Source organism: Clostridium sp. UBA4395 (assembly GCF_002390995.1).
GTDB lineage: Bacteria > Bacillota > Clostridia > Clostridiales > Clostridiaceae > Clostridium_J > Clostridium_J sulfidigenes.
The window spans coordinates 1-25,360 of sequence record NZ_DGRF01000071.1 but is presented as its reverse complement, the minus strand read 5'-3'; the positions used below and the strand labels follow the sequence as shown (position 1 = coordinate 25,360).

The window sequence follows — 25,360 nt, the reverse complement described above, 5'->3', positions numbered from 1 at the left end:
GAGCATCGCTCCATAACTTAATCAGTTATTTTGCGACGCCCCCTTCTATTTTAAATTAAAATAAATATACTAAAAATGGTTATATTATTTAAATTTGGATTATAATATATATAGATTCAAAAGTATGAGGTAGATGGATTTATGTATAGATTAGAAACATTAAATAATTCAAATTTAAATTTTATAAATGAGTTTGATATTACTAATGAGTATAAAGAAGAACTCATAGAGATTTGCACAAATAAGAATATATTTAAAAAACTTCTTTTGGGAAAAAATATAAAGTATATAAAATCTCAACAAAAGTATATAGGGTTTTTATGGTATAGTAAACTTCAATATCAAGTATATAAAATACACTGTATAAAATTTATTCCTGAATATAGTACTTTTGAGTATTATAAAGAAGTCTTTAAGTTTTTTAATAGTTGTAATTCGATTATAATCAGCGAAAATAATAACTTGAATACAACTTTATTGATTGAACTAGGATTTAGTGTAGAAAGAGCTATTATTGAAATGGGAAGAGATATAAATTCCTATGAAGAACAAAATAATGATGAAAATATTTCTTTTGCAACCTTTAAAGAAGGTAAAGATGAAAAACATAGGTGTTTAATTCAAAATAAAGTTTTTGATTCTGCTAATAGACAGTCTATAAATAAAGAGGATATTATATATGAAAAATATCAAAATTACTATATTCCAGAAGGATGTATTTTTATTAAACATAAAGAGGTTAATGTAGGTTATGGACAATTAATAAAAAAAGATTCAAAAATTTATATAGCTAACTTTGGAATTTTACCGGAATATAGAGGCAAAGGTTATGGAAAGAAGCTATTAAAATATATAGTAAATATAGCTCATGATCTTGGTAATAGTAAAATATATCTTAAATGCGATAAAAAAAATATAGAAGCTGTAAACTTATATATAGGTGAAGGGTTTAAAACAATAGATACTTATCATGAGTATAAGAAAGATAATATAGATTCATTTTAATATAATAATTAATGTAGTAAATATAGCACTATACTTTATAATTATTAAGAACAAATATAATAAAAAAGAAATTAAGTCATGAAACTTAATTTCTTTTTTTGATTACTATTTTTCAATTTTTACATATTCAGCTAAAGCTCTTTCTAATATGTCCATTGCATCAGCTAGAGCTTCAGTATTTAAACAATAAGATAATCTTATTTCATCCATACCAAGACCCTCTGTTGCATAGAAACCTTCTGCAGGTGCAACCATAACAGTTTTATTATTATAGTTATAGTCTGTAAGTAACCATTTTGCAAAATCCTCACCACTTTTTATTGGAAGCTTTGCTACTATATAAAATGCTCCAGTAGGTTTTTTACATATAACACCTGGCATTTTTGAAAGCTTTTCAAACAGAATGTTTCTTCTTGATTCATATTCTTTTTTAACGTTAATAAAGTATTCTTTAGGAGTATTGATTAAATTTGCTGCTGCTAGTTGTTCTATAGTTGGAACACATAGTCTAACTTGACACATTTTCATAATTTGACTTATAAGTTCTTTATTCTTAGAAGCTACTAAACCAATTCTTGCACCACATGCACTATAGCGCTTAGATATACTATCTATTAAAATTACTCTATCTTTAATATCTTCCATATAAAGAGCAGAAGTGTATTTTAATCCATCATAAACAAATTCTCTATATACTTCATCTGCAATAAGGAATAAGTTATTCTCTTTACATATATCAGCAAGCATTCTTATTTCATTTTCAGTGTAAACAACTCCAGTTGGATTTCCAGGGTTAGAAACCATGATTGCTCTAGTTTTAGGAGTTATTTTAGATGTTATAACATCCTTTGCTGGTAGATGAAAGCCTTCTTCAGCTTTAGTTATAAAAGGTACTACTTTTACGCCAGCACCTTGTGCAAATCCTGCATAATTAGTATAAAAAGGCTCTGGTATAATTACTTCATCGTCTACATCACAAATTGCTGTTAATGCTAAAGAAATAGCTTCAGAACCTCCATTAGTGATAAGAATTTCATTAGATTCAAAATCTATATCCCATTCTTTATAGTATTTAATAAAACTATTAATTGCTTCATCTATTCCTTGAGATTGAGCATATTTAAGTACATCATCTTTATAGTTATTAATTCCTTCCATGAATTCCTTTGGAGTTTCAATATCAGGTTGACCAATATTTAGATGATATATTTTTACTCCTTTACGTGCAGCTTCCGCTCCATATGGTGCTAGTTTTCTAATCGGTGAATATCCCATAGCCAGTATTCTTTTTGAAAATTCCATTTTAACTCCTCCTAAAATAATATTAATAAATATTTAAGTTTATTTATTTTCATTATTGTACTAGTATACATTACATATTGTTTCTATTTTGTATAATATCTATGAAGAACTTTACCTAATCTTTTTATTCCTTCTACGATTTTATCTTCTGGCATATTAGAGTAATTTAATCTAAAGAAATTTTTCTTTCCACCATTAGGGAAGAAAGAAGCACCAGGTACATAGGCTACATTCTCTTTTAGAGCATCTTCCATAATAGAAACAGAATCTAAATCTTTTCTTAATTCAACCCAAGTAAACAACCCTCCTGAAGGATAAGTGCATTTAACGTCTTCAGGGAAATATTTTTTCATGTTATCTATCATTAAGTCACGTCTAACTCTATAAACTTCAATTATGCTCTTTATATGATCATCTAAACTGTAAATTTTCATGTATTCTCCTGCGATAACTTGAGCAAAAGTATTACATTGTAAGTCTGCGCCTTGCTTAATTAAAATATACTTTTTAATTATTTCTTCTTCTGCTAATATCCATCCAAGTCTTAGTCCAGGACAGAAAGTTTTAGAGAAAGTACCTAGATTAATTACATAACCAGCTTTATCAAAGGATTTAATTGAAGGAAGACTTTCTCCCTCAAATCTTAATTCTCCATAGGGACTATCTTCAATTAAAGGTATTTCATACTTAGCAGCTAGTTCAGATAAGCGTTTTCTTCTTTCGATATTCATTGTAATTCCACTTGGATTTTGAAAATCTGGAATAGTATAAATCATTTTTATATTGTGGTTTTCGTTTTCTAATGCTTTTTCTAATTCCTCTACAATCATACCATTTTCATCCATTGGTATTTCTAAGAATTTAGGACCATAAGCCATAAATGCATTTAAAGCGCCAAGATAGCTTGGACTTTCACATGCAATAGTGTCTCCTTCATTTATGAAAAGCTTTGCAGAAAACTCTAAACCTTGCTGAGAACCATTAGTTAGCATAACATTTGAAGTATCGCATTTTACTCCTGTAGGCGCTATTCTTTCTTTTACAATTATTTCTCTCAAAGGCATGTAACCATCAGTAGAAGCATATTGTAGAGCTAGTTGGCCTTTTTCTTTTATAACCTTTGATGCTACTTCGTTTAGTTTATCTAAAGGAAATAATTCAGGTGCTGGTAATCCACCTGCAAAAGAAATAATTTCTGGCTTTTCAGTCAATTTCAAAAGTTCTCTTATTTCAGACGCTTTTAAATTTGAAGTCCTATTCGCATAACGTATATTCATATATACACCTCCCTATAATTATGTTTTAAAATTAATTATACTATTCATCTTATGTACCATGATTTTATTATAACTTATTTGCATGTTTTTTCAAGATATTTTAATATAGTGGAAAGAGTAATAAAATAAATCTTAAAAATGCTTGTTATTTGAGTGAAGAAGTAGTATAATGACTTAAAGAATAAATTAAATAATTAAATATTTCTTTAAATCAGTCCAGAGAGGCTGGCAAGAAGGTAGATATAATTACAGGGCACACTATATTTCTGTATATAACTTCTTGCGAAAGTAAGAAGTTTTTTTATTTATATACCTTTTAATCAGTACTGGGATACTGAAAGGGGAGAAAGAAATTTCTCCTAATATTAAAAATATTAAGGAGGCTTTATATGTCAGAAATAACATTAAAAAAAGAAGCAGAAGAAACATTGGCAAAGAGATCTATTAAGGAAGAGACTAAAAGAATGGTACTTGCTATGCAGCACTTAATTGCTATGTTTGGTGCAACGGTTCTAGTACCTGTACTTACAGGACTTGACCCTTCAGTTGCTCTTGTTGCCGCAGGATGTGGTACTTTGATATTTCACCTTTGTACGAAAGGAAAAGTTCCAGTATTTCTTGGATCTTCTTTCGCATTTATACCGGTAATAATAGCTGCGGGAGAATTAAATGGCGGAGATTTAGCATATGCACAAGGCGGATTGTTAGTTGCAGGATTTATTTATGTAATAATTTCATTTCTAGTTAAGAAAATTGGTGTAACCACTATAAAAAGATTCCTTCCTGCCCAAGTGGTAGGACCTATGATAATAGTTATAGGATTAAACCTTGTACCTACAGCTATAGGAATGGCTAGTGAAAATTTTATTATAGCAGGGATAACTTTAGCTATAGCATTATCCATTAACTTATTTGGGAAAGGTTTTTCAAAACAGTTAGCTATACTTATTGCAGTATCATCAGGGTATATACTTTCATTGATTTTTAATATAGTAGATACTAGCATAATATCTAAAGCAGCATTTATAGCGGTACCTAGCTTCACGCTGCCTAAATTTGATATGGCATCTATCCTTACAATTGCACCAGTGGTGTTAGCAGTACTAATGGAGCATGTTGGTGATATTAGTACAAATGGACAAGTAGTTGGCAAAAACTTCATTGAAGATCCTGGTCTTAATAGAACACTATTAGGAGATGGACTTGCAACTATGTTTTCTTCATTTATTGGAGGACCAGCAAATACAACTTACGGAGAGAATACTGGAGTTTTAGCATTAACAAAAAATTATGACCCATCAATAATAAGAATTACAGCAGTATTTGCTATCATCTTAGGGTTTGTAGCTAAATTAGGAGGATTACTATTATCTATCCCTAGCGCTGTTATGGGTGGTATTAGTATCATGCTATTTGGAATGATTGCATTAATAGGATTTAAAACTATTAAAAATGGAGATGTAACTTTTGATTGGAAAAACATTGTAGTAATAGCTACTATAACAATAATTGGTCTTGGTACTACTAATTTAGAAAAGTACACTGGTATATCAATTGGAATTCCAGTTGGTGCATCTGTTAAAATAACAGGCGTAAGCTTAGCAGCCCTTGTAGGGGTTATACTAAATATGATTTTAAATTTTAAAAGTGAAAAAGAAGAAAATAGAAATAAATATGTAGCTTAACTATGCATTCATTGAGATACCACTTAATACAAAGATTATGTATTAAGTGGTATTTTTTTACATCTAATGGTATAATATAATAAAATATAACATGGGGGTGTGAAAATGAAAAAAGTTAAAGTTGAAGATGCTATTGGGATGGTGGTGGCCCATGATTTAACTAAGATCGTACCGGGGGAATTCAAGGGTGCTGCTTTTAAAAAAGGACATATAATAGAAGCAAAAGATATAGAAGAGTTGAAGTTTATAGGGAAAAATCACATTTATATTATTGAAATGAATTCAGAAATGCTTCATGAAGACAAAGCAGCTTTAGAGTTAGGACAAGCAATTGGAGGAGCAAATACCTACCTTAAATCACCTAGTGAGGGAAAAGTAAATATTTTAGCTGCTCGGGATGGGCTTTTGAAAATTAACACTAGTTTGTTATATGAAATTAATTATATTAAAGACATTGTAGTAAGTACATTACACAATAATACTGTTGTAGAAAAGGATACAATTGTTTCTGCTACAAAAGTAATACCGTTAGTTGTAGAAAAAAGATATATCAATCAAGTTAAGGATATATTAAGAAATGTATCAGGGATTATAGACATAATACCTTTTAAAGTTCAGAAGGTAGGAATCGTTATTACTGGTACGGAAGTTTATGAAGGAATCATTACTGATAAATTTGCTCCAATACTTAAGGAAAAGGTTGGTAATTACAAAGCTATTGTTGAAGATGTCATATTTGTTCCAGATGACTTAGAAAAAATAACTAATGCTATAGAGATATTTAAGTCTAGAGGATGCAGTTTAATAATATGCAGTGGGGGTATGTCAGTAGATGCAGATGATTTAACACCTGTAGCTATTGAAAAAGTAGCTTCAGAGATAATTACCTATGGATCTCCAGTAATACCAGGAGCTATGCTTATGTTAGCATATAGTGATGATATAACTTATGTGGGGATTCCTGCTTGTGGAATGTTCTCTAAAATAACTGTGTTTGATGTTTTACTTCCTAGGATAATGGCAAAGGATAAAATTAGCAAAAGACAAATAAGTGAGTTATCTCACGGAGGGTTTTGCTTAAAATGTAATATATGTCATTATCCAATTTGTCCATTTGGGAAATAGGGAGGTATTTTATATGTGTATTACTTTACTTGAAGAAGTGAATGAGCAAGTGAAGAATGGGAATTTTGTAGCTCTTTCTATAATTACTAAGGCTTGTGGATCTTCACCTAGGGGAGAAGGTACCATGATGGGAGTTCTAAGAGATGGTACTATAATTGGTACTATAGGCGGAGGTGCAGTTGAAGATGAAATTATAAAATCTAGTATAGAGGCTATAGAAACACAAAGAAGTGGGAGATATGAATATAGTTTGAATGAAGCTAATAAAGAGCTTAATATGGTTTGTGGAGGAAACATTGAAGTATATATAAAAGTATTAATGCCTAAGCGTAAACTTCTTATAGTTGGTGGGGGACATATTGCATTGCCACTACATTTTATAGCTAATGTATTAGGATATGATATTGTAGTTTTTGAGGATAGGGAAGAATATTGTAATTATGAAAGATTTAAATTGGCTGATGAGCTTTTACTAGGAGATATTAAAGATAATTTAAAAAAATATCCTATAAATAATCAATGCAGTATAGTAATTATAACTAGGGGACATTTCCATGACTATGAAGCTTTAAAAACTGTTATAGATACTGAAGCAAATTATATTGGTATGATAGGAAGTAAAGTTAAGGTAAAAAAAACTATTTATAAATTATTAGATGAAGGATTTAGCAAAGATTTGTTGAATAAAGTATATGCACCTATTGGTATAGAATTAGGTGGTGAAAGACCAGAAGATATAGCATTATCTATAATGGCAGAAATTTCATTAGTTATAAATAATGGAAAATTAGCCCATAAAAAAATACTCTAATATATATAGAGATAAAAATTTATCTTGAATTATTGTAATATAATCAATATGTTCATAATATTTTAATTATATAAGGGTTAATTTTATTTCTAGAAAAGTAAAGTATGATAGGTAATATTGTATTTTATTAATATATAAATAAAAGGGAGTTTTAAGGGGGAAAACAATGGTAAATCGAAAAGTTTTAAAAAGTAAATCTAAAGATCAATTAAGGGGTCAGTGGAAGATACCGGTCTTAATAACACTAATAATCTTTATAATTCAAGGATGTATAAGTCTTGGTTCTGAGACTTTTAAAGATACTATAGGACCATCACTTTTGATAACAGTTATAAGCATAATAGTAACCTTAAGTATAGCAATTATGAGTAATTCATTTTATCTTAAAATTTCTAGGGATAAGAAAGTTAAATTTTCTGATATACTTATTTCAGGTAAGACTTGGGGAAAAGGTATGGGTATACAACTTTTAATAGTATTAATGTACATACCAATAATAATTATTATTGGTATAGTTGTAGGAATTATAGCAATTCATTATAGTAACCAGATATTTATTGGTTCTTTATCAGGTAATTCTATTCCATCTTTTGAAGGCATGACAACAATGATTGTTCTGGTTACCTTAGTTTTATGTATACCAATAATTATTTTTGGTTTATATTTGTTTCCAGCAGTGATTTTAGTATGTGAAGATAATAGTAAGGGTGTAATTCAGTGTATAAAAGAAAGTTTTAAATTAATGAAAGGAAATGTATGGAGTTTATTTGTACTATACCTTAGCTTTTTAGGTTGGGTAATTTTATGTATTGTACCAGGTGTAGTTGTAGCTATAATTGCAGTTTTTTCATTTAATGAAATGCTCATTACTATATTACCGTTAATTATAGGAATTAGCTTTCTATGGTTAACCCCATATATGAATACAACATTTTTGAATTTCTTTAATGAAATATCTGGATACAATAATAAACCTATATATAATGAAATTAATACATTAAATTAACAATATGTGTTATATATCTATATAAGTTGTCTATGAATGAGATTATTTATGTAATAACTTAGTATTTAGCGTGAATTAAATTTTAACTAGGTTTATATATAAATGTTTATTTCATAATTAAAGAAGATGTATATCAACTTAAATCCAAAGGAATTCTTTGGATTTTTATTATTAAGTCTAATTGGAAGTTAATAAACTAAAGCCTAAATCAAAAAAATATTGCTTCAAGATTTAAGATTGTATATAAATGCTATTGTTTGTTATGAATAAAGATGATAGATTTATAATAGATTACATTAAAGATAAAATATATTAATTAGCTATGTATTGGATAAATATAAATAAATGATTAGGTGATGAAATGAAGATAGTATGTTCAATAGGTCCTAATGTTAAGACCTTAAATGATTTAGATAAATTTGTAAATGCAGGAATGAATTCAATGAGATTGAATTTTTCTCATATAGAAAATGATACAGCTAAAAAACAAATTAAGTATATGAAGGAGAATTATCCTGATATTTCTATTATTCAAGATTTGCAAGGCAATAAAATTAGAGTATCTAATTTGTTTAATGGCCAACTAAGGGTTAACTTTGGAGAAACCGTATATTTTTGTAGTGAAGAATTTTTTAAAGAAAATCTTAGACATAGTGGAAAGAATACATTAATTCCAATTTCTTTTCAAGGACAATTTACATGGCTTTCTAAATGCAAAAAAATCCTTATGAAGGATGGAACAATGGAATTTAATGTTGTAGGAAAGCTTAAGGATAAAGAGGCAATAAAGGCAGAAGTCGTTTTAGGTGGCATGGTTAGAGGTGAGAAGGGGTTAAATGCTCCGGGAATGGATAGGTCGGGTATGACGTTAACCATAAAGGATAAGAAGGATATTGAATTTGGACTTTTAAGTGGTGTGGATATAATATGTCTTTCCTATGTTACGAGAGAATCTGATATTTTAGAATTAAAGGAATATATAAAAAAAGTAAAGAAATATAATCCTCAAATTATTATGCCTAAAATTTGGGCAAAAATAGAGTGTAAAGAAGGAATTCTTAATTTTGATTCTATTTTAAAATCTGTTGATGGAATTATGCTAGGTAGGGGAGATTTATTCTCTGAATTGGACATAATGGAAATTCCATTTGTTCAGGATGAAATAATAGAAAAGATGAAATCTGAAAAAAAGGAGCTTATAATCGCAACCTATGTGTTAGATTCTATGAGGAGTGCTCGAAAACCTAAAATTCCTGAATTAGATGATTTATATAATTTTATAAAAAATAAGGTGGATGGAATTATGCTAGCTGGAGAAGTTGGGGTAGGTAAAAATCCTCTGTATGTTATAAGATTTACTAAAGAATTTATAGATAAATATAGTTATCTTAGTTAAGAAAAGAATGAAGATGAATATGAAAAATATATCCATCTTCATTTTAGAATTAATTCACTATTTAATCTAGTTTAGTTATATTTTAGGCATGAATTCTATATATTTACATGCGGTTCAATGATATAATTAAATATAGATAGTGTAAAAACTCTACACTAACATAAGCATATAGGGGGGATTATTATGAATAAAGATTTACAGAAGGAAAAGATACAAGAAATATATAATGAAATTACTAGATTAACAGAAGAATTATCAAAAATTCAATGTACTCATAATGAATGTGAAGAATGTCCTTTTAGAGAATTGACAACAACTGATTCTAATCAAACACTTGATTGTGGTGGATTTATTGATTTATTCATGTATAACTAATAAATCCTTATAATTATTTAAAATGTAGAACAAAAGCAATAGACTTAATTTTGTCTATTGCTTTTAAACATATATTAATGAAAATTTATATAAACTATTTTCCTAAGTTAAATATATCTAAATCTTTAACTTTCAATCCTCGTTTCATTACTGTTACCATGGCTCTTAAGGTATCGAGAGAAGTCATTAATGAAACTCCTGATTCTACAGCTGTTCTTCTAAGTTTAAAGCCGTCGCGCTGAGAGTCATTTCCTCTAGTTGGTGTATTAACTATCATATTTATAGATTTATTTCTGATAGAATCTACTATATCAGGTTTTCCTTCACCAATTTTATTAACTATTTTTGCATCTATACCTTCAATTTGAAGCATTTTTGCAGTTCCTTCTGTGGCTACTATCTGACAGCCAAGCAAGTTCATTTCTTTAGCTAGTATTAAGAATTCATCTTTGTCACTATTATTTATAGTTGCAAGTAATTTGTCTCCAGACTTTAAAATTGGTCTTTTGGCAGCCAAGAAGCCCTTCATCATAGCTTCGTCAAAGGTATGTCCTACACCAAGTACTTCTCCAGTAGATCTCATTTCAGGTCCAAGACTTACTTCAACCTTTGGAAGCTTTTCAGTAGAGAATATAGGTACTTTTACAGTTACAAAATCAGGTTCAGCACATATTTGTTCCTTATATCCCATATTTTCTAGAGATTCTCCAAGCATGGCGCGAGTAGCTAATTCAACTATAGGAACATTAGTAACTTTACTTATATATGGAACTGTACGAGAAGCTCTAGGATTAACTTCTATGATAAAAATTTCTCCTTCAAACTCAATGAACTGAATATTTATCATGCCAAGAACTTTAAGCTCTAAAGCAATCTTCTTTGTATATTCAAAGATAGTTTTCTTAGATTTGTTAGATATATTTTGAGAAGGATATATGCTTATAGAATCTCCAGAGTGGACTCCGGCTTTTTCAAGGTGTTCCATAATTCCTGGAATTAAAATACTTTTACCATCACAGATAGCATCCACTTCAATCTCTCTACCGACTAAGTATCTATCAATCAAAACAGGATTTTTATGATCTCTTTTAAAAGAATTCTCTAAATACTTTTTAAGTTCCTTTTCTCTATAGGTGATTTCCATACCTTGACCACCTAACACATAAGAAGGTCTAACAAGTACTGGATATCCAAGGTTCTCAGCACCAACAATTCCTTCATCAAGGTTCCATACTGCAATTCCTTTAGGTCTATTAATATCAAGATTTTCAAGCATAGCATCAAATCTTTCTCTATCTTCGGCCCTATCTATACCATCAGCATCAGTACCTAAAATCTTAATTCCATTTTCTCTTAGAAACTTAGATAGTTTTATAGCAGTTTGACCACCAAATTGAAGAATTACACCTTCAGGTTTTTCTTTGTTGATTATGTTGAGTACATCTTCTTCAGTTAGAGGTTCAAAGTAAAGTTTATCCGATATATCAAAGTCCGTTGATACAGTTTCTGGGTTATTATTTACAATTATAGTTTCGATACCTTTTTTCTTAAGAGCTCTAACAGCATGAACAGAGCAGTAATCAAACTCAATTCCTTGTCCGATTCTAATAGGACCTGAACCTATAACCATTACTTTTCTTTTATCAGATACAACTACTTCGTCAAATTCTTCATAGGTTGAATAGTAGTATGGTGATATGGCATCAAACTCTCCAGCGCAAGTATCTACCATCTTATAGGTTGGCATAATGTTATACAGCTTTCTAAGGGTATACAATTCTATAGGGCTAATATCCATTAAGTCTGCAATACCTTTGTCTGAAAAACCCTTTTTCTTTAATAGTTTTAGATAATCTTTATTCAAATCTTCTAATTTAGTAGTTTTTAAGAATTCTTCTTGTTCTACTATCCATTTTATTTTATTTATAAAGAAGGTATCTATTCCTGTAACTTCTGATAACTTCTCCACTAGATATTTTCTTCTAAGCATTTCAGCTAGATCGAAGATTCTTTCATCATCTGGTACCATTACGCTACTCTTTAGCTGAGACAAAGTTTTTTCCTGAGATGGTTTATGATCTAACACATATTTTCCTATTTCTAAGGAGCGAATTCCTTTTAGGAAGGCAGCCTCAAAATTTGATCCAATAGCCATGATTTCTCCTGTTGCCATCATTTTAGTTCCTAAGGATTTATTAGCGTTTTTAAATTTATCAAAAGGCCATTTTGGTATTTTTACAACTACATAATCGAGAGCTGGCTCAAAGGAAGCCATTGTTTTACCAGTAACGGAATTTATAATTTCATCTAGGGTATATCCAAGGCTGATTTTTGCAGCTACCTTAGCTATAGGATATCCTGTAGCCTTTGATGCAAGGGCAGATGAACGAGAAACTCTAGGGTTTATCTCAATTACAGCATAGTCAAAACTATTAGGATTTAAAGCAAACTGGACATTACATCCTCCAATAATTCCTACTTCATCTATGATTTTCAAGGCTGAAGTCCTAAGCATTTGATATTCTTTGTCAGAAAGGGTTTGAGAAGGAGCAACAACTATGGAATCTCCTGTATGAACACCAACGGGATCTATGTTTTCCATATTGCATACTGTTATGCAATTCCCATGAGAATCACGCATAACTTCATATTCAACTTCCTTCCATCCTTTAATACTTTTTTCTATAAGAACTTGTTTTACAGGGCTAAGATAAAGACCGCTATCTAATATGGTAATTAGTTCTTCTTCATTATCTGCAATACCACCACCAGTACCACCAAGGGTGTAGGCAGGTCTTACAATTACAGGGTAACCAATCTTTTTAGCAAAGTTAACTCCGGAATCTACATCATTTACTATATCTGACTCAATAACAGGCTCGTTGATTTTTTCCATTAATGCCTTAAATAAATCTCTGTCTTCACCTTTTTTTATAGACTCTACCGAAGTTCCTATGATTTTAACTCTGTATTTATCTAATATACCTTTTTCAGCAAGTTCTATAGTTAGGTTTAAACCTGTTTGTCCACCCATCCCTGATAAAATGCTGTCTGGTTTTTCTTTTACTATAATTTTCTCAATAAACTCAGTAGTTAATGGCTCTATATATATTTTATCTGCCACTTCCTTGTCAGTCATTATGGTTGCAGGGTTAGAGTTTATTAGTATGGTTTCTATCCCTTCTTCCATAAGTGCTCTACAAGCTTGAGTTCCAGAATAGTCGAATTCAGCTGATTGTCCTATTACTATTGGACCAGATCCTATTATTAATACTTTTTTTATGTCATTTCTCTTACTCATTGATTATTCCTCCTACATGAAAGCTCACTGTCTTTCTTAATGTAATTTATTTAATTAAGCTTAAAAAACTATCAAATATAACGTTATTTTCTTTAGGTCCTGGTGATGCTTCAGGATGATATTGTACACTTGCTATTGGCAATTTTTTATGCATCATACCTTCTAAGGTACCGTCATTTACACTGATATGAGTGATGTCCATATCAATAGGTAACTTAGAAACATAATAGCCATGATTTTGACTAGTTATATATACCTTACTTGATATAATATCTTTCACTGGGTGATTAGATCCTCTATGACCAAACTTTAATTTACTAGTTTCTCCACCAAAGGCCCAAGCTAGAAGTTGATGTCCAAGGCAAATTCCGCAAGTAGGTTTTGAAGTTGCTAATTTTACTACTTCTTTAACTATATTATCTAATTTCATAGGGTCTCCAGGACCATTAGATAGAAATATTAAATCTGGGTTTGTAGAAAGAATTTCTTCAGCCTTTGAGGTAGCTGGAAACACAGTTAGTCTACAATTTCTTTCTTTGAAACTTCTTAAGATATTTGATTTAACCCCAAAGTCCATAACGGCAACATGTGATCCACTGCCTGCTATTTCATATATTTCATCAGTAGATACTTTATATACAGCATTATCATTTTGGAATTTTTCCAACTTATCCTTTATATCTTCTAAGGATAAGTTTTTGGTTGTTATATAACCCTTCATTGATCCATGGTCTCTAAGAATTTTCGTAAGGGCCCTTGTATCAATACCTTCTAGTCCGAAAATCTTGTTTTCTATAAGATATCCATCTAACTCCATCTCACATCTGAAGTTTGAAGGATTATTGGATTTTTCTCTTACAATAAACCCCTTAACTTTTGGAGAAGAAGATTCTAAATCCTCTAAATTAATTCCATAATTTCCAATTAAGGGATAGGTCATAGTTACAATTTGACCATAATAAGATGGATCAGTAAGAGTTTCCTGATACCCAGTCATTGATGTATTAAATACTACTTCTCCAACGGTATCATCAATGTATCCAAAGGCTTTACCTTTGAATTCCATTCCGTTTTCTAATATAAGTTTTGCTTCAATATTTTTTATTTTCAAGAAAAACCCTCCAATCAAAATAATTAATGTACAACAAAAAGGACAACAAACAAGCAAATTATAAGATGCTCTATTTATTATCCTATGGGTTTCTCTTTAAAATAATTATAATTCTAGCCATTATTCCTGTCTCCCTTCTTGGCCTCTCTGGACCAACTTAAAAGTAGATTTGTCCTTTTGATTTTATAAAAAACTTTTTAAAATGTCAATAATAAAATAAATATATTATTATAAAATATAATTTCTAATGAAATATTTAGCAAATATTTGTTGAATAAATCTAATAAAATTACTAACAATAAATTCAGGAGGTGATAACATAATGAGTAAAAACAATAATTTTAAAAATAATGGTTTGAAAAATGATAATAATCTCCAAGGATTAAATTCAAAGGCTATTGGTAATTATACTAAAGGGGCCGTAGAAAATTTTGAAAATAAAATTGTTAGTGAAACAAATTATTTAGAGAAAGTAAATAAAAATTTAGATAAATAAAAATATTTATAAATAAGCTTAGGTAAATTTAATTTTATCTAAGCTTATTTTGTTAATTTTTATTAAATTCCATTGCAAATATAAATTAATTATATATTATATTAATTATTAGAAGTATTTAAGGAGTATATTATGAGTTGTTTAGGAAATATTATTTGGTTTGTATTTGGAGGATTAGTTGCAGGGTTGCAATGGTTTTTAACAGGTCTTTTATGGTGTATAACTATTGTTGGAATACCAGTTGGTATTCAGTGTTTTAAGTTAGCTAAACTACAATTTGCACCTTTCGGAAAAGAAGTTATTACAACAAATGATAGTAGTATGGGATTTTTTCTGAATATATTATGGGTAATATTTGGAGGTTTGCTCCTTACAATAACCAATTTAGTAAGTGCATTTTTACTATCTATAACTATAATAGGGATACCTTTTGCTGCACAATCATTAAAAATGGCAAAATTATCCTTAGCACCATTTGGAAAAGATGTAATATAAGAATTGATTTAATAAGTTATATTTATGATTATTGTAGTATTAAAGTAATTATATAGGAGGAATTATGAGAGATATATCAGAATTAAAAGGGAAGATTTTTAGACACTTTAAAGGGGATTTATATTTACTTGAGGATTTTGTAATAAATTCAGAAACACAAGAAAAGATGGTGCTATATAGAGCATTATATGGGGAGTGTGGATTGTTTGTAAGACCATATAAGATGTTTATAGAAGAAGTACCTAAAAATAAGGTTAATCCAACAGGGCAAAGGTATAGATTTCAAGAGATAATAGTAGAAAGTAAAAATATTTGAAGTAAAGAATAGTATAAAATATAAATCTATGTTATAATAGTAATCGTATGTTTTAAAGAAAAGTTCAAGAGGTTTTACCCAATGGGTAAGACTTTTTTAATGATAATTGGAGGTAACGTTATGATTAGTACTACAGGAGTTAGTTTAAGATACGGAGGACGTAAACTTTTTGAGGATGTTAATATTAAGTTCACAGAAGGTAATTGTTATGGATTAATAGGAGCAAATGGTGCAGGGAAGTCTACATTTCTTAAAATATTATCAGGAGATATAGAACCTAATACAGGCGAAGTTAATATAACACCAGGACAAAGATTAGCAGTTTTAAAGCAAGATCACTTTGCTTATGATGAAGAAGAAGTACTAAGAACTGTAATTATGGGTCATCCTAGATTAATTGAAATTATGAATGAAAAGGATGCTCTTTATGCTAAAGAAGATTTTAGTGATGAAGATGGTATAAGAGCTTCTGAGCTAGAAGGTGAGTTTGCAGATCTTAATGGTTGGGAAGCTGAAAGTGAAGCAGCTACATTACTTCAAGGACTTGGGATAACAGAAGATTTACATTACAAGTTAATGAAGGATTTAAATGGTTCAGAGAAGGTTAAAGTCTTACTTGCACAAGCTTTATTTGGTCATCCAGATATTCTTTTACTTGACGAGCCTACCAACCACTTAGATATTAAATCTATAGCTTGGCTTGAAAATTTCTTAATGGATTTTGAAGGAACTGTTATTGTGGTATCCCACGATAGACACTTCCTAAATAAAGTATGTACTAATATGGCTGATGTAGACTTTGGAAAAATTCAAATGTATGTAGGTAACTATGATTTCTGGTATGAATCAAGTCAATTAGCATTACAAATGTCTAAGGATCAGAATAAAAAGAAAGAAGAAAAAATTAAAGAGCTTCAAAACTTTATAGCTCGTTTTAGTTCTAATGCATCAAAAGCTAAGCAAGCAACTAGTAGAAAGAAGCAATTAGATAAATTAACTCTTGATGATATTAAGCCATCTTCAAGAAGATATCCATTTGTAGGATTTAAAGCGGATAGAGAAGCTGGTAATGATTTGCTAGTTGTTGAGAATCTATGTAAGACTATTGATGGTGTTAAAGTTTTAGATAATGTAAGTTTTATGATATATAAGAATGATAAGGCAGCATTTTTAGGCGATGGTATTGCTAAAACCACTTTATTTAAAATATTGATGGGTGAAATGGAACCAGATAGTGGAAGCTATAAATGGGGGATTACTACATCTCAATCGTATTTCCCATCTGATAACTCTGAGTTCTTTGAGGGTTGCGATCTAAATCTTGTGGATTGGTTAAGACAATTTTCAGAAGAAAAGGCGGAAAGTTTTATAAGAGGATTCCTTGGAAGAATGTTATTTTCAGGAGAAGAAGCATTAAAGCAAGCATATGTGCTATCTGGAGGGGAAAAAGTTCGTTGTATGCTATCAAAGATGATGTTAAGTGGAGCTAACGTATTAATCTTAGATGAGCCTACAAACCACCTAGATCTTGAATCCATAACAGCAGTTAATAATGGATTAATTAACTTTGCTGGAACTATATTATTTACATCCCATGACCATCAGTTTATTAATACTGTTGCAAATAGAATAATAGAAATTATTCCTGGTGGTGTAATTGATAAGAATATGACTTATGATGAGTATTTAGAATTAAAATAGAGCTTAAGTTGATATAAAAATTACTTTGGTATTAGATAGGCATTATATGAATAAATTAACATTTAATTTGTATAAATATTAATTTATTTAGTTGACAATTTACCATTATTTATTTATAATACAAATAATATAAAATTTAATATGGAAATTCTAAGAAAAGGACAGTACTTTCTTTATTAATTCTTAAAGCGAGTGAAGGTTGGTGTGAGCTTCACAAGAATAAAAGAATCTTAACAAGTAATTGTGGGGAAATTTATTTATAATAAATTAGGAAGAGAACCTTGGAGAAGCTGCCCCAAAGGATTACTTAGTAGGGTTAGTCGTGAAAAGCGTTAAAATTATGAGTGGACTTTTTAAAAAAGTCAATTAGAGTGGTACCACGGGTATATAACCGTCTCTTTCCAATGGAAAGAGACGGTTTTTTATATGCATTTTGAAATTTAAATAAATAAAAGAGTTTGAAATAAAAAGGAGGATTTATTATGGAGTATAAAAATATAATAGCAGAAAACTTATGTAAGCATATAGATATGGAAAAGGAAACAATAGAAAGGCTTGTTGAAAACCCACCAAAACCAGAAATGGGGGACTTTGCATTCCCGTGTTTTCAGCTAGCAAAATCTATGAAAAAAGCACCAAATATGATAGCTCAAGATCTAAAAGGATTACTTGGTAATTTAGATGGATTTGAAAAAATAGAAGCTTTTGGTCCTTATATAAACTTTTTTGTAGCTAAAAATGATTTTATGAAGGAAATTATTGAAAAAGTGTTAAATGAGAAAGAGAATTATGGAAGTACAAAAGAAGGTGAAGGCAAAAATGTAATTGTTGAATATTGTTCAGCTAATATTGCAAAGCCATTCCATGTAGGACATTTATATACTACTATGATTGGTAACTCTCTTTATAAAATATTTAATTCTCAAGGATATAATGCTATAGGGATAAACCACTTAGGAGACTGGGGAACACAATTTGGTAAACTTATATATGCATATAATCATTGGGGTGATGAAAAAGCTTTAGAGGAAGAACCAATTAAAGAAATGTTAAGGGTTTATGTAAAATTTCATGATGAAGCAGAAAAAAATCCTGCTCTTGATGATGAGGGAAGAAAGCATTTTAAACTTCTAGAGGATGGCAATGAAGAAGAAGTTAAGCTTTGGACTAAATTTAAAGACTTAAGTTTAAAGGAATTTGATAAGTTATTTGAAATGTTAAATGTGGACTTCGATTCTTTTGCGGGGGAAAGCTTCTATCAAGATAAAATGGACGCTGTCATTGATGAAATAGAATCTAAAGGGTTATTAACGGAAAGTAATGGTGCTAAGGTTGTTATGTTAGAGGAGCTTAATATTCCACCTTGTATAATAAAGAAGGCAGATGGGGCTACAATATATGCAACTCGTGATTTAGCAGCTATGTTCTATAGAAAGAAAACTTATGATTTCTATAAGAATATATATGTAGTTGCAAAGGACCAATCTCTTCACTTTAAACAAGTATTTAGTACAGTTAAAAAGATGGGCTATGATTGGGCAGATGATTGTATACATGTACCATTTGGATTAGTTCGTTTCCCAGATAAGAAGCTTTCTACAAGAAAAGGTGATGTAGTATTCCTTGAGGATTTGTTAAACGAAGCTGTGGTTAAAACAGAAGAAATAATAAATGAGAAAAATCCTACATTAGAAAATAAAAATGAAGTAGCTAAGAAGGTAGGAATTGGAGCAGTTGTGTTTGCTTATCTTAAAAACTCAAGAGAGAGAGATATAATCTTTGATTGGGATGAAATGCTTAGTTTTGAAGGAGAAACTGGACCATATGTTCAATATACCTATGCTAGAGGAAAGAGTATTTTAAGAAAATTAGGAGAAGGTACTGGTGAGGTTGATTATAGTAAGCTTGTTTCAGAGGAAGAGTTTGAACTAGTTAAAACTTTATCTGGGTTTAATAATTCTATTAAGCAGGCTTTGGATAAACTACAACCAAGTATAGTTACAAGATTTACTATAGATGTAGCTAAAGCTTTTAATAAGTTCTATAATTCTATAAATATATCTAATTCAGAAGATAAAGTAACAAAGAATACCAGATTAGCTTTAGTTAAGGCTACTCTTCAAGTAATAGAAAATGGATTACATCTTATAGGTCTTGAAACAGTAGATGAAATGTAATAAAAGATTAATATAAAGAAAATCCCTTGGACATTTTATCATCCAAGGGATTTTCTTTATTGTGCTATTTATCATCTTCATGTTTTTCTATTGAATTAACATAATTAGGACATTTAGAGGTACAACTACCACAATTACATCCTTTAGATTTTTTCTTTAAATTTTTAAAAAGAATAAAGATCGCTAATATAGCAATAAATATAGTTATAAGTATTTCCATAGTATTATCACCTCTTTAAAATATCAGTGAAGCTATATGATATATTCCAAATGAAAAAATCCATGCCACAATAAATTGATATACAACTGAGAATACAGCAAGTTTTCCGCTGAATTCTTTTTTAAAGGTAGCTACAACAGAAACACATGGTGTGTATAACAAAGTAAATACTAAGAAAGAAAGACCACTAGCTATTGTAAATGTCGTAGCTATGCTATTAGCTAAATCACCTGTATAAAGTACCCCTAGAGTTCCTATAACTACTTCTTTAGCCATAAGTCCAGTTAAAAGTGCCACAGAGTTTTCCCATGTACCAAAGCCTAATGGAACAAAAATCGGGGATAGGAAGTTACCTATAGATGCAAGGAAACTTTCGTTAATTTCAGACATTCCACTCATATTAAAGTTTGATAAGAACCATACTAGAACAGATATAGAGAATATCAAAGTTCCAGCCTTTTTTAAAAATCCTTTACCTTTTTCCCAAGTATGAAGTATTAAACTTTTAAACTCAGGAAGTTTGTATTCAGGTAATTCTATTATAAAGGGTTCTTCGTCTTTTTTAAATAAAGTATTTTTAAATATAAACGCCATTATAAAGGCTACTATAAGTCCTAAGAAATATAATCCGAAAATGACTAATGATTCATAACCTGCAAAGAGTGCACCAGCAAATAAGGCATATACAGGTAATCTGGCATTACAAGACATAAAAGGAATAATCAGAGCTGTTAACTTTCTATCTTTTTCACTTTCTAAAGTTCTTGCAGACATTATTCCTGGTACTGAACATCCAAAGCCCATTATTAAAGGTATAAAAGCCTTTCCTGAAAGTCCTAATTTTCTCATTAACTTGTCCATAATAAATGCTGTTCTAGCCATATAACCGCTATCTTCAAGGAAGCTAATCCCTACAAATAGAGTTAATATAATTGGAAGAAACACAATTACTGAACCAACACCACCAATGATACCATCAATTATTAATGATTTAAACCAAGGGTATGTATTAGCTAGAGGTATTTCTATTAAAGATACAAAGTCTTCATTGACTAGTTTATCAGCTAATTCTTGCAGTGGCCCACCAACCCAATCAAATGTAAATTTAAATATAATAAACATAATTCCTAAAAATATAGGGTAAGCCAAAAACTTATTAAGCACAATAGAATCTAATTTTTCAGTAATAGTATTAATGTTTGTTTTTTTTCCTTCTACACATCTGTTCAGAATGTTTTCTATATATCCATAGGTTTCTTTTTCGTTCATTTTATTAAACTCATGTTTAGAATTAATAGTTTTATCTATAGAGTTAAAGGAAGAGTTATTAATAAGAAAGTCTTTAACCTCTTTTACACCTTCACCTTTTGCAGCAGATATAGCCATAATATTAACACCTAATTCTTTAGATAAATCGGAATAATTAATGTGAATTCCATTACTTTCTGCTACATCTATCATATTTACCACTAATAAAATAGGCTTATTAAATTCGGTTAATTGAGAGGTTAAGTAAAGGTTTCTCTCAAGATTAGAACCGTCTATTATATTTACAATTAAATCTACTTCATCAGTATACAAAAAGTTTTTAGACACTTTTTCTTCATTAGAAAAGGTATCCATTGCATATATACCTGGTAGGTCAACAATTTTTATTTCCTTTGACAAATATCCTTCTTTTTTATCTACAGTTACACCTGCCCAGTTACCTACATATTGGTTAGAACCTGTTAGTGCATTAAATAAAGTTGTTTTTCCTACATTAGGATTACCAATAAGGGCAATGGTTTTCATATTACACTGCCTCCTTAATAAAAATTAATTCAGCATCTTTTTTTCTGATTGCAAGGTCTGTCCCTCTTAAGTTTATAATAATTGGATCCCCTAAAGGAGCGGTTTTCTTAACTAAAACCTCTGTTCCTTCAACAAACCCTAAAGCTAATAATCTTTTAGCTAATCTATCATCACATGCAAGTTCTTTAATTAAACCTTTATCACCAGGTTTTAAATTAAAAACATTCATGAATATCACTCCTTTATGAAAATAATTATCAATATCTATGGTAATATTATATTCTAAATGATAACCAATGTCAACTTAAAATATGTATTAATAAAATGCATAAAACGGATGTATAATATAGATAAAAGGGATTTATTTATGGTATAATATAATTATATATTTTTATAGTACATATAATTATATATAGGTTTATTTGAAGTACAATACCTATTAAAGAAATGAGTGGTAAGGTGATAGTTAAAGAAAGTACTATAGACATTGAAAAAGATAAATTTAAACAAAGTCTAAATATTAGCGGAGATAATGAACTTTATAAAAAATCAGTTTTCTTTGACTTAGAACATTATGTTTATAAGAAACCTATATGCATAGGGGTCTTTGGAGCAGGATATTATGACGAAGAAAATAATAAGTTGGTAATTACTCAGTATATGATTGAAAATAAGCATGAACTTGAGAAAATTCTTGCCTTGGCTAAAGAGTATTTTGAAAATATGAGAAATACATTAAAAAAAGAATATGTTGTTACTTTTTCAGGTAATAATGATTATCTAGTAATTGATTATCTGTTTAAAAAATATAAGTTAAATTATACTGTAGAAGAATATTTTAAAAGTATAGATTTGCAAAAAAAATATGAACAAGTTAAACAGAAGTCAATAGGCCTTAAAGCACTAGAGAGTGAATGTGACATTGTTAGGGAAAGTGAAGTCATAAGTGGCTCAACATTAGCTAAAACCTTTGGTAAGATAATGAAAGATGATATGTATTTTTCAAGAATGCCTATGGAAAAGAAAGAGAAAATTCTTTTGTATAATATGCAGGATGTAGTTAGTTTATTTCATATATATACTCAATGGAATAAGTATATTAGACCAGAGTAATTAAAAACTATCTCATAGAAGAATATAAATTTGTATTTTTCTATGAGATAGTTTTATATATATTGTATTTGGTATTCACAAATTTAGAATGTGGGAAATAATAGTTAAATTGTATAGAATGAATTAATATATTAAACATGATACCACATAAATTCATAATAACATACAAAATACATATAATTCTAAAAATTTAGGGGGTATTATGGAAATATTAAGAAAAGGAAAAGGCGCTACTATAGGGAATGATAAGTGTGACTTAGTACTTAAAAATGGTAAATTTATTAATGTATTTACTGAAGAAATAGAAGAGGGAGATATAGGAATTATTGATGACACAATTATAGGAATAGGTTCATATGAAGGGCTTAAGGAAATTGATTGTAGTTCTAAAGTTATATGTCCAGGGTTTATGGATGGACACATTCATGTGGAATCTTCCATGACAACTCCAGAATCTTATGGAAATGTAGCTTTAGCCAATGGGGTTACTACAGTAGTAGCTGATCCGCACGAAATTGCCAATGTACTTGGAATTGATGGAATATCTTTCATGCTAGATAGTGCACAAAGAAGCCCTTTGGATATATATTTTATGATGCCTTCCTGTGTACCAGCAGTATCCTTCGAAGAGAACGGTGCTATTTTAAGTGCAGAAGATTTATCTAAGTTTATTAATAAACCAGAAGTAATAGGGCTTGGTGAGGTAATGGATATACCTTCTGTAATAGAGCAAGCACCGTCCATGATGAATAAGTTGAATGTATTTAGAGATAAAATTATAGATGGGCATGCACCTCAAATTTCTTATAAACATCTTAATCAATACATTTTATCAGGTGTAAGAACTGACCACGAATGTTCTTCAAAAGAAGAAGCTTTAGAAAAAGTAAAATTAGGTATGTATATTCTTATAAGGGAAGGTTCTGCTGCTAAAAATTTAAAGGATTTGATTTCTGCAGTTAATAATAAGAATTTTCGAAGGTTTTTATTTTGTACTGATGATAGACATCTAGAGGATTTAGTGGAAGAGGGATCTATAAATAATGCTGTTAAACTCAGTATACAAAGTGGTATTGATCCTATAAAAGCATATATAATGGGGAGTTATAATGGGTACACATGTTATGGCATAAAAGATAAAGGAGCTATAGCACCAGGATATAAGGCTGATCTGGTTATTTTAAATGATTTAAATGAGGTAGATATTTATAAAGTAATTAAGTCAGGTCGAGAAATAGATGACTATAATAAATTATCTTACATTGTTAAAAGTGAAAACACTATGAATATAGAAAAGCTGAAAGAGGAGGACTTTAGAATACTATCTAATGGAAACAAAGTAAATGTAATTGGTGTAACTCCAGGATCTCTTGAAACTAAGTTGTTAGTGAAATCTAGTAAAACTATAGATGGATATTTAGATATGAGTGAATATGAAGATGTTTTAAAAATAGGAGTTTTCGAAAGACATAAAAATACAAATCATTATTCATTAGGATATTTATCGGGATTAGGTATTAAAAACTGTGCTATAGCTCAAAGTATAGCACATGATTCTCATAATATTATAGTTATAGGAGATAATGATAAGGATATGTGTAAGGCGGTAAATAAGCTAATTGACATAGGTGGAGGAATTACTATAGTCAGTGAAGGTGTACTAATTGATAGTCTATCCTTAGAAATAGGAGGATTAATGACTAATTCACCTATAGATTATGTATATAATAAGTTAAAAAATTTAAATAGATTAGTAAAGAACTATGGGTTAAAACCTGATATGGATGCGTTTATAACCTTATCTTTTATGAGTCTACCTGTTATTCCAAAGGTGAAGCTTACAAGTAAAGGATTATTTTCCTATGATTTATTTAAATTTATTGAACTTTCTTTTAAATAATTACAACACAATATTACAAGTTATATAATATTAATAATACTTTTTATATAATTAAAAAAATGAACAACATTAATTAAGGAGATTGTAATCTTGAAGAACTTAAACTCTATATATAAATTTAAGAAATATATCGGTATGAGAAATATAAAAACTGCTCTAGCCGCAGTAATAAGTGTAATTGTAGCTGAATTGTTTCATCTTCAATCACCATTTTTTGTGGTTACAGGTGCCTTGATTTCTATGGAAACCACAGTGAAGAAGGGCATTAATGCTGGAATTGCAAGGGTACTTGGTACTATAATGGGAGGGATAATAGGCATTATAACTGTATTAATAGATCCAGGTAATATATTTCTACTTTTTTTAGGAATGGTGCTTTTAATTACATTACTTAATATATTAAAATGGCAAGACTCTATATCTATGGCTTGTGTTGTATTTTGTGTAATTATGATTACTATGACCAGTGAAAATATAGTTCTATATGCCTTTCAAAGAACTGTTGATACTATAGTTGGAATTATCATATCAATAATAATTAACTACATTATTTCTCCACCTTCAGATTCTAAATTTGCGAGGAGTAAAGCAGAATATGAGGATGAGGATGATATAGAAAATTTTATTATGAGAGTACCTGAGAAAATCGATATAAAAGAGTGAAATAGTTAAAAACTACTGATTAATTTATTAATAATCAGTAGTTTTATGTTGTTACAAAGGTTATTAATTAATTATGATTCATTGTAAAATG

Annotated in this window: 22 protein-coding genes and 1 other annotated feature; of the genes, 15 read left to right on the top strand and 7 right to left on the bottom strand. The window is 29.5% G+C overall.

All coding sequences use genetic code 11. The features are described 5' to 3' along the window. The first annotated feature begins 141 nt into the window (after positions 1-141). The gene (locus B2694_RS12550) at positions 142-1,005 is read left to right on the top strand and encodes a GNAT family N-acetyltransferase (protein WP_346886029.1); all 864 of its coding nucleotides are present in this window, start codon (positions 142-144) and stop codon (positions 1,003-1,005) included. 105 nt (positions 1,006-1,110) lie between these two features. On the opposite strand, the gene B2694_RS12545 is transcribed toward B2694_RS12550, so the two are convergent. Further along, positions 1,111-2,307, bottom strand: a complete 1,197-nt coding sequence (locus tag B2694_RS12545) for a pyridoxal phosphate-dependent aminotransferase (RefSeq protein WP_346886028.1) — start codon at positions 2,305-2,307, stop codon at positions 1,111-1,113. Between the two features lie 83 nt (positions 2,308-2,390). After that, positions 2,391-3,584, bottom strand: coding sequence for a PLP-dependent aminotransferase family protein (locus tag B2694_RS12540; RefSeq protein ID WP_346886027.1), 1,194 nt, complete (start codon positions 3,582-3,584; stop codon positions 2,391-2,393). A gap of 389 nt (positions 3,585-3,973) precedes the next feature. On the opposite strand from B2694_RS12540, the gene B2694_RS12535 reads away from it, so the two are divergent. The 6 genes from B2694_RS12535 (at position 3,974) to B2694_RS12510 (ending at position 9,982) form a co-directional block, all read left to right on the top strand. Continuing rightward, the gene (locus B2694_RS12535) at positions 3,974-5,269 is read left to right on the top strand and encodes a uracil-xanthine permease family protein (RefSeq protein WP_346886026.1); all 1,296 of its coding nucleotides are present in this window, start codon (positions 3,974-3,976) and stop codon (positions 5,267-5,269) included. A gap of 105 nt (positions 5,270-5,374) precedes the next feature. Then, complete coding sequence (locus B2694_RS12530) at positions 5,375-6,394, top strand: molybdopterin-binding protein (protein WP_346886025.1); 1,020 nt, start codon at positions 5,375-5,377, stop codon at positions 6,392-6,394. 13 nt (positions 6,395-6,407) lie between these two features. After that, on the top strand, positions 6,408-7,205 hold the full coding sequence (locus tag B2694_RS12525) for an XdhC/CoxI family protein (RefSeq protein ID WP_346886024.1): 798 nt from the start codon (positions 6,408-6,410) through the stop codon (positions 7,203-7,205). 166 nt (positions 7,206-7,371) lie between these two features. Then, the gene (locus tag B2694_RS12520) at positions 7,372-8,211 is read left to right on the top strand and encodes a DUF975 family protein (protein ID WP_346886023.1); all 840 of its coding nucleotides are present in this window, start codon (positions 7,372-7,374) and stop codon (positions 8,209-8,211) included. Positions 8,212-8,572: 361 nt separating this feature from the next. Beyond that, positions 8,573-9,607, top strand: a complete 1,035-nt coding sequence (locus tag B2694_RS12515) for a pyruvate kinase (RefSeq protein ID WP_346886022.1) — start codon at positions 8,573-8,575, stop codon at positions 9,605-9,607. 183 nt (positions 9,608-9,790) lie between these two features. Next, a complete protein-coding gene (locus tag B2694_RS12510) occupies positions 9,791-9,982 on the top strand; it encodes a hypothetical protein (protein WP_150844223.1) in 192 nt (63 codons plus the stop codon). 94 nt (positions 9,983-10,076) lie between these two features. Here the strand turns inward: B2694_RS12510 and carB are convergent, their stop codons facing one another. Both carB and B2694_RS12500 read right to left on the bottom strand, forming a co-directional pair. Beyond that, positions 10,077-13,283, bottom strand: coding sequence for a carbamoyl-phosphate synthase large subunit (gene carB / locus B2694_RS12505; protein ID WP_346886021.1), 3,207 nt, complete (start codon positions 13,281-13,283; stop codon positions 10,077-10,079). 46 nt (positions 13,284-13,329) lie between these two features. After that, positions 13,330-14,379: a carbamoyl phosphate synthase small subunit gene (locus B2694_RS12500; RefSeq protein ID WP_346886031.1), complete on the bottom strand. Its 1,050-nt coding sequence runs from the start codon at positions 14,377-14,379 to the stop codon at positions 13,330-13,332. A 337-nt stretch (positions 14,380-14,716) separates the two neighbouring features. Here B2694_RS12500 and B2694_RS12495 point away from each other — a divergent pair, with 337 nt between their 5' ends. The 5 genes from B2694_RS12495 (at position 14,717) to argS (ending at position 19,579) form a co-directional block, all read left to right on the top strand. Continuing rightward, complete coding sequence (locus tag B2694_RS12495; protein ID WP_346886032.1) at positions 14,717-14,890, top strand: hypothetical protein; 174 nt, start codon at positions 14,717-14,719, stop codon at positions 14,888-14,890. 132 nt (positions 14,891-15,022) lie between these two features. Continuing rightward, entirely contained in the window at positions 15,023-15,385 is a 363-nt protein-coding gene (locus tag B2694_RS12490) for a YccF domain-containing protein (RefSeq protein ID WP_346886020.1), read from the top strand. Positions 15,386-15,449: 64 nt separating this feature from the next. Next, positions 15,450-15,701, top strand: a complete 252-nt coding sequence (locus B2694_RS12485) for a DUF1653 domain-containing protein (RefSeq protein ID WP_035132998.1) — start codon at positions 15,450-15,452, stop codon at positions 15,699-15,701. 120 nt (positions 15,702-15,821) lie between these two features. After that, positions 15,822-17,402: an ABC-F family ATP-binding cassette domain-containing protein gene (locus B2694_RS12480; protein ID WP_346886030.1), complete on the top strand. Its 1,581-nt coding sequence runs from the start codon at positions 15,822-15,824 to the stop codon at positions 17,400-17,402. Positions 17,403-17,545: 143 nt separating this feature from the next. Then, positions 17,546-17,804 (top strand) — a binding site (T-box leader). A gap of 80 nt (positions 17,805-17,884) precedes the next feature. After that, entirely contained in the window at positions 17,885-19,579 is a 1,695-nt protein-coding gene (gene argS / locus B2694_RS12475) for an arginine--tRNA ligase (protein ID WP_346886019.1), read from the top strand. 64 nt (positions 19,580-19,643) lie between these two features. Here argS and B2694_RS12470 read toward each other — a convergent pair whose 3' ends face one another. From B2694_RS12470 to B2694_RS12460, 3 genes are read right to left on the bottom strand one after another with little or no spacing between them, the layout of a single operon-like run. Beyond that, positions 19,644-19,799, bottom strand: a complete 156-nt coding sequence (locus B2694_RS12470) for a FeoB-associated Cys-rich membrane protein (RefSeq protein ID WP_346886018.1) — start codon at positions 19,797-19,799, stop codon at positions 19,644-19,646. 15 nt (positions 19,800-19,814) lie between these two features. Next, positions 19,815-21,593: a ferrous iron transport protein B gene (gene feoB / locus B2694_RS12465; protein WP_346886017.1), complete on the bottom strand. Its 1,779-nt coding sequence runs from the start codon at positions 21,591-21,593 to the stop codon at positions 19,815-19,817. A gap of 1 nt (position 21,594) precedes the next feature. Continuing rightward, positions 21,595-21,822, bottom strand: coding sequence for a FeoA family protein (locus B2694_RS12460; RefSeq protein WP_035133006.1), 228 nt, complete (start codon positions 21,820-21,822; stop codon positions 21,595-21,597). 218 nt (positions 21,823-22,040) lie between these two features. On the opposite strand from B2694_RS12460, the gene B2694_RS12455 reads away from it, so the two are divergent. From B2694_RS12455 to B2694_RS12445, 3 genes are all read left to right on the top strand, one after another. Beyond that, a complete protein-coding gene (locus B2694_RS12455) occupies positions 22,041-22,706 on the top strand; it encodes a ribonuclease H-like domain-containing protein (RefSeq protein WP_150845565.1) in 666 nt (221 codons plus the stop codon). A gap of 202 nt (positions 22,707-22,908) precedes the next feature. Continuing rightward, positions 22,909-24,606 carry an adenine deaminase gene (gene ade / locus B2694_RS12450; RefSeq protein ID WP_346886016.1) on the top strand — a complete coding sequence of 566 codons (1,698 nt, stop codon included), beginning with the start codon at positions 22,909-22,911 and terminating at the stop codon, positions 24,604-24,606. A 90-nt stretch (positions 24,607-24,696) separates the two neighbouring features. Continuing rightward, positions 24,697-25,269 carry an FUSC family protein gene (locus B2694_RS12445; RefSeq protein ID WP_346886015.1) on the top strand — a complete coding sequence of 191 codons (573 nt, stop codon included), beginning with the start codon at positions 24,697-24,699 and terminating at the stop codon, positions 25,267-25,269. Positions 25,270-25,360 lie beyond the last annotated feature (91 nt).

Excerpts from the sequence above, each read along its gene's own strand:
- B2694_RS12520 (WP_346886023.1), top strand. The coding sequence starts at position 7,372 with ATGGTAAATCGAAAAGTTTTAAAAAGTAAATCTAAAGATCAATTAAGG.
- B2694_RS12485 (WP_035132998.1), top strand. The coding sequence starts at position 15,450 with ATGAGAGATATATCAGAATTAAAAGGGAAGATTTTTAGACACTTTAAA.
- carB (WP_346886021.1), bottom strand. The coding sequence starts at position 13,283 with ATGAGTAAGAGAAATGACATAAAAAAAGTATTAATAATAGGATCTGGT.
- B2694_RS12535 (WP_346886026.1), top strand. The coding sequence starts at position 3,974 with ATGTCAGAAATAACATTAAAAAAAGAAGCAGAAGAAACATTGGCAAAG.
- ade (WP_346886016.1), top strand. The coding sequence starts at position 22,909 with ATGGAAATATTAAGAAAAGGAAAAGGCGCTACTATAGGGAATGATAAG.
- feoB (WP_346886017.1), bottom strand. The coding sequence starts at position 21,593 with ATGAAAACCATTGCCCTTATTGGTAATCCTAATGTAGGAAAAACAACT.
- B2694_RS12470 (WP_346886018.1), bottom strand. The coding sequence starts at position 19,799 with ATGGAAATACTTATAACTATATTTATTGCTATATTAGCGATCTTTATT.
- B2694_RS12525 (WP_346886024.1), top strand. The coding sequence starts at position 6,408 with ATGTGTATTACTTTACTTGAAGAAGTGAATGAGCAAGTGAAGAATGGG.
- B2694_RS12460 (WP_035133006.1), bottom strand. The coding sequence starts at position 21,822 with ATGAATGTTTTTAATTTAAAACCTGGTGATAAAGGTTTAATTAAAGAA.
- B2694_RS12540 (WP_346886027.1), bottom strand. The coding sequence starts at position 3,584 with ATGAATATACGTTATGCGAATAGGACTTCAAATTTAAAAGCGTCTGAA.
- B2694_RS12455 (WP_150845565.1), top strand. The coding sequence starts at position 22,041 with ATGAGTGGTAAGGTGATAGTTAAAGAAAGTACTATAGACATTGAAAAA.
- B2694_RS12545 (WP_346886028.1), bottom strand. The coding sequence starts at position 2,307 with ATGGAATTTTCAAAAAGAATACTGGCTATGGGATATTCACCGATTAGA.
- B2694_RS12495 (WP_346886032.1), top strand. The coding sequence starts at position 14,717 with ATGAGTAAAAACAATAATTTTAAAAATAATGGTTTGAAAAATGATAAT.
- B2694_RS12480 (WP_346886030.1), top strand. The coding sequence starts at position 15,822 with ATGATTAGTACTACAGGAGTTAGTTTAAGATACGGAGGACGTAAACTT.
- argS (WP_346886019.1), top strand. The coding sequence starts at position 17,885 with ATGGAGTATAAAAATATAATAGCAGAAAACTTATGTAAGCATATAGAT.
- B2694_RS12490 (WP_346886020.1), top strand. The coding sequence starts at position 15,023 with ATGAGTTGTTTAGGAAATATTATTTGGTTTGTATTTGGAGGATTAGTT.
- B2694_RS12550 (WP_346886029.1), top strand. The coding sequence starts at position 142 with ATGTATAGATTAGAAACATTAAATAATTCAAATTTAAATTTTATAAAT.
- B2694_RS12510 (WP_150844223.1), top strand. The coding sequence starts at position 9,791 with ATGAATAAAGATTTACAGAAGGAAAAGATACAAGAAATATATAATGAA.
- B2694_RS12515 (WP_346886022.1), top strand. The coding sequence starts at position 8,573 with ATGAAGATAGTATGTTCAATAGGTCCTAATGTTAAGACCTTAAATGAT.
- B2694_RS12530 (WP_346886025.1), top strand. The coding sequence starts at position 5,375 with ATGAAAAAAGTTAAAGTTGAAGATGCTATTGGGATGGTGGTGGCCCAT.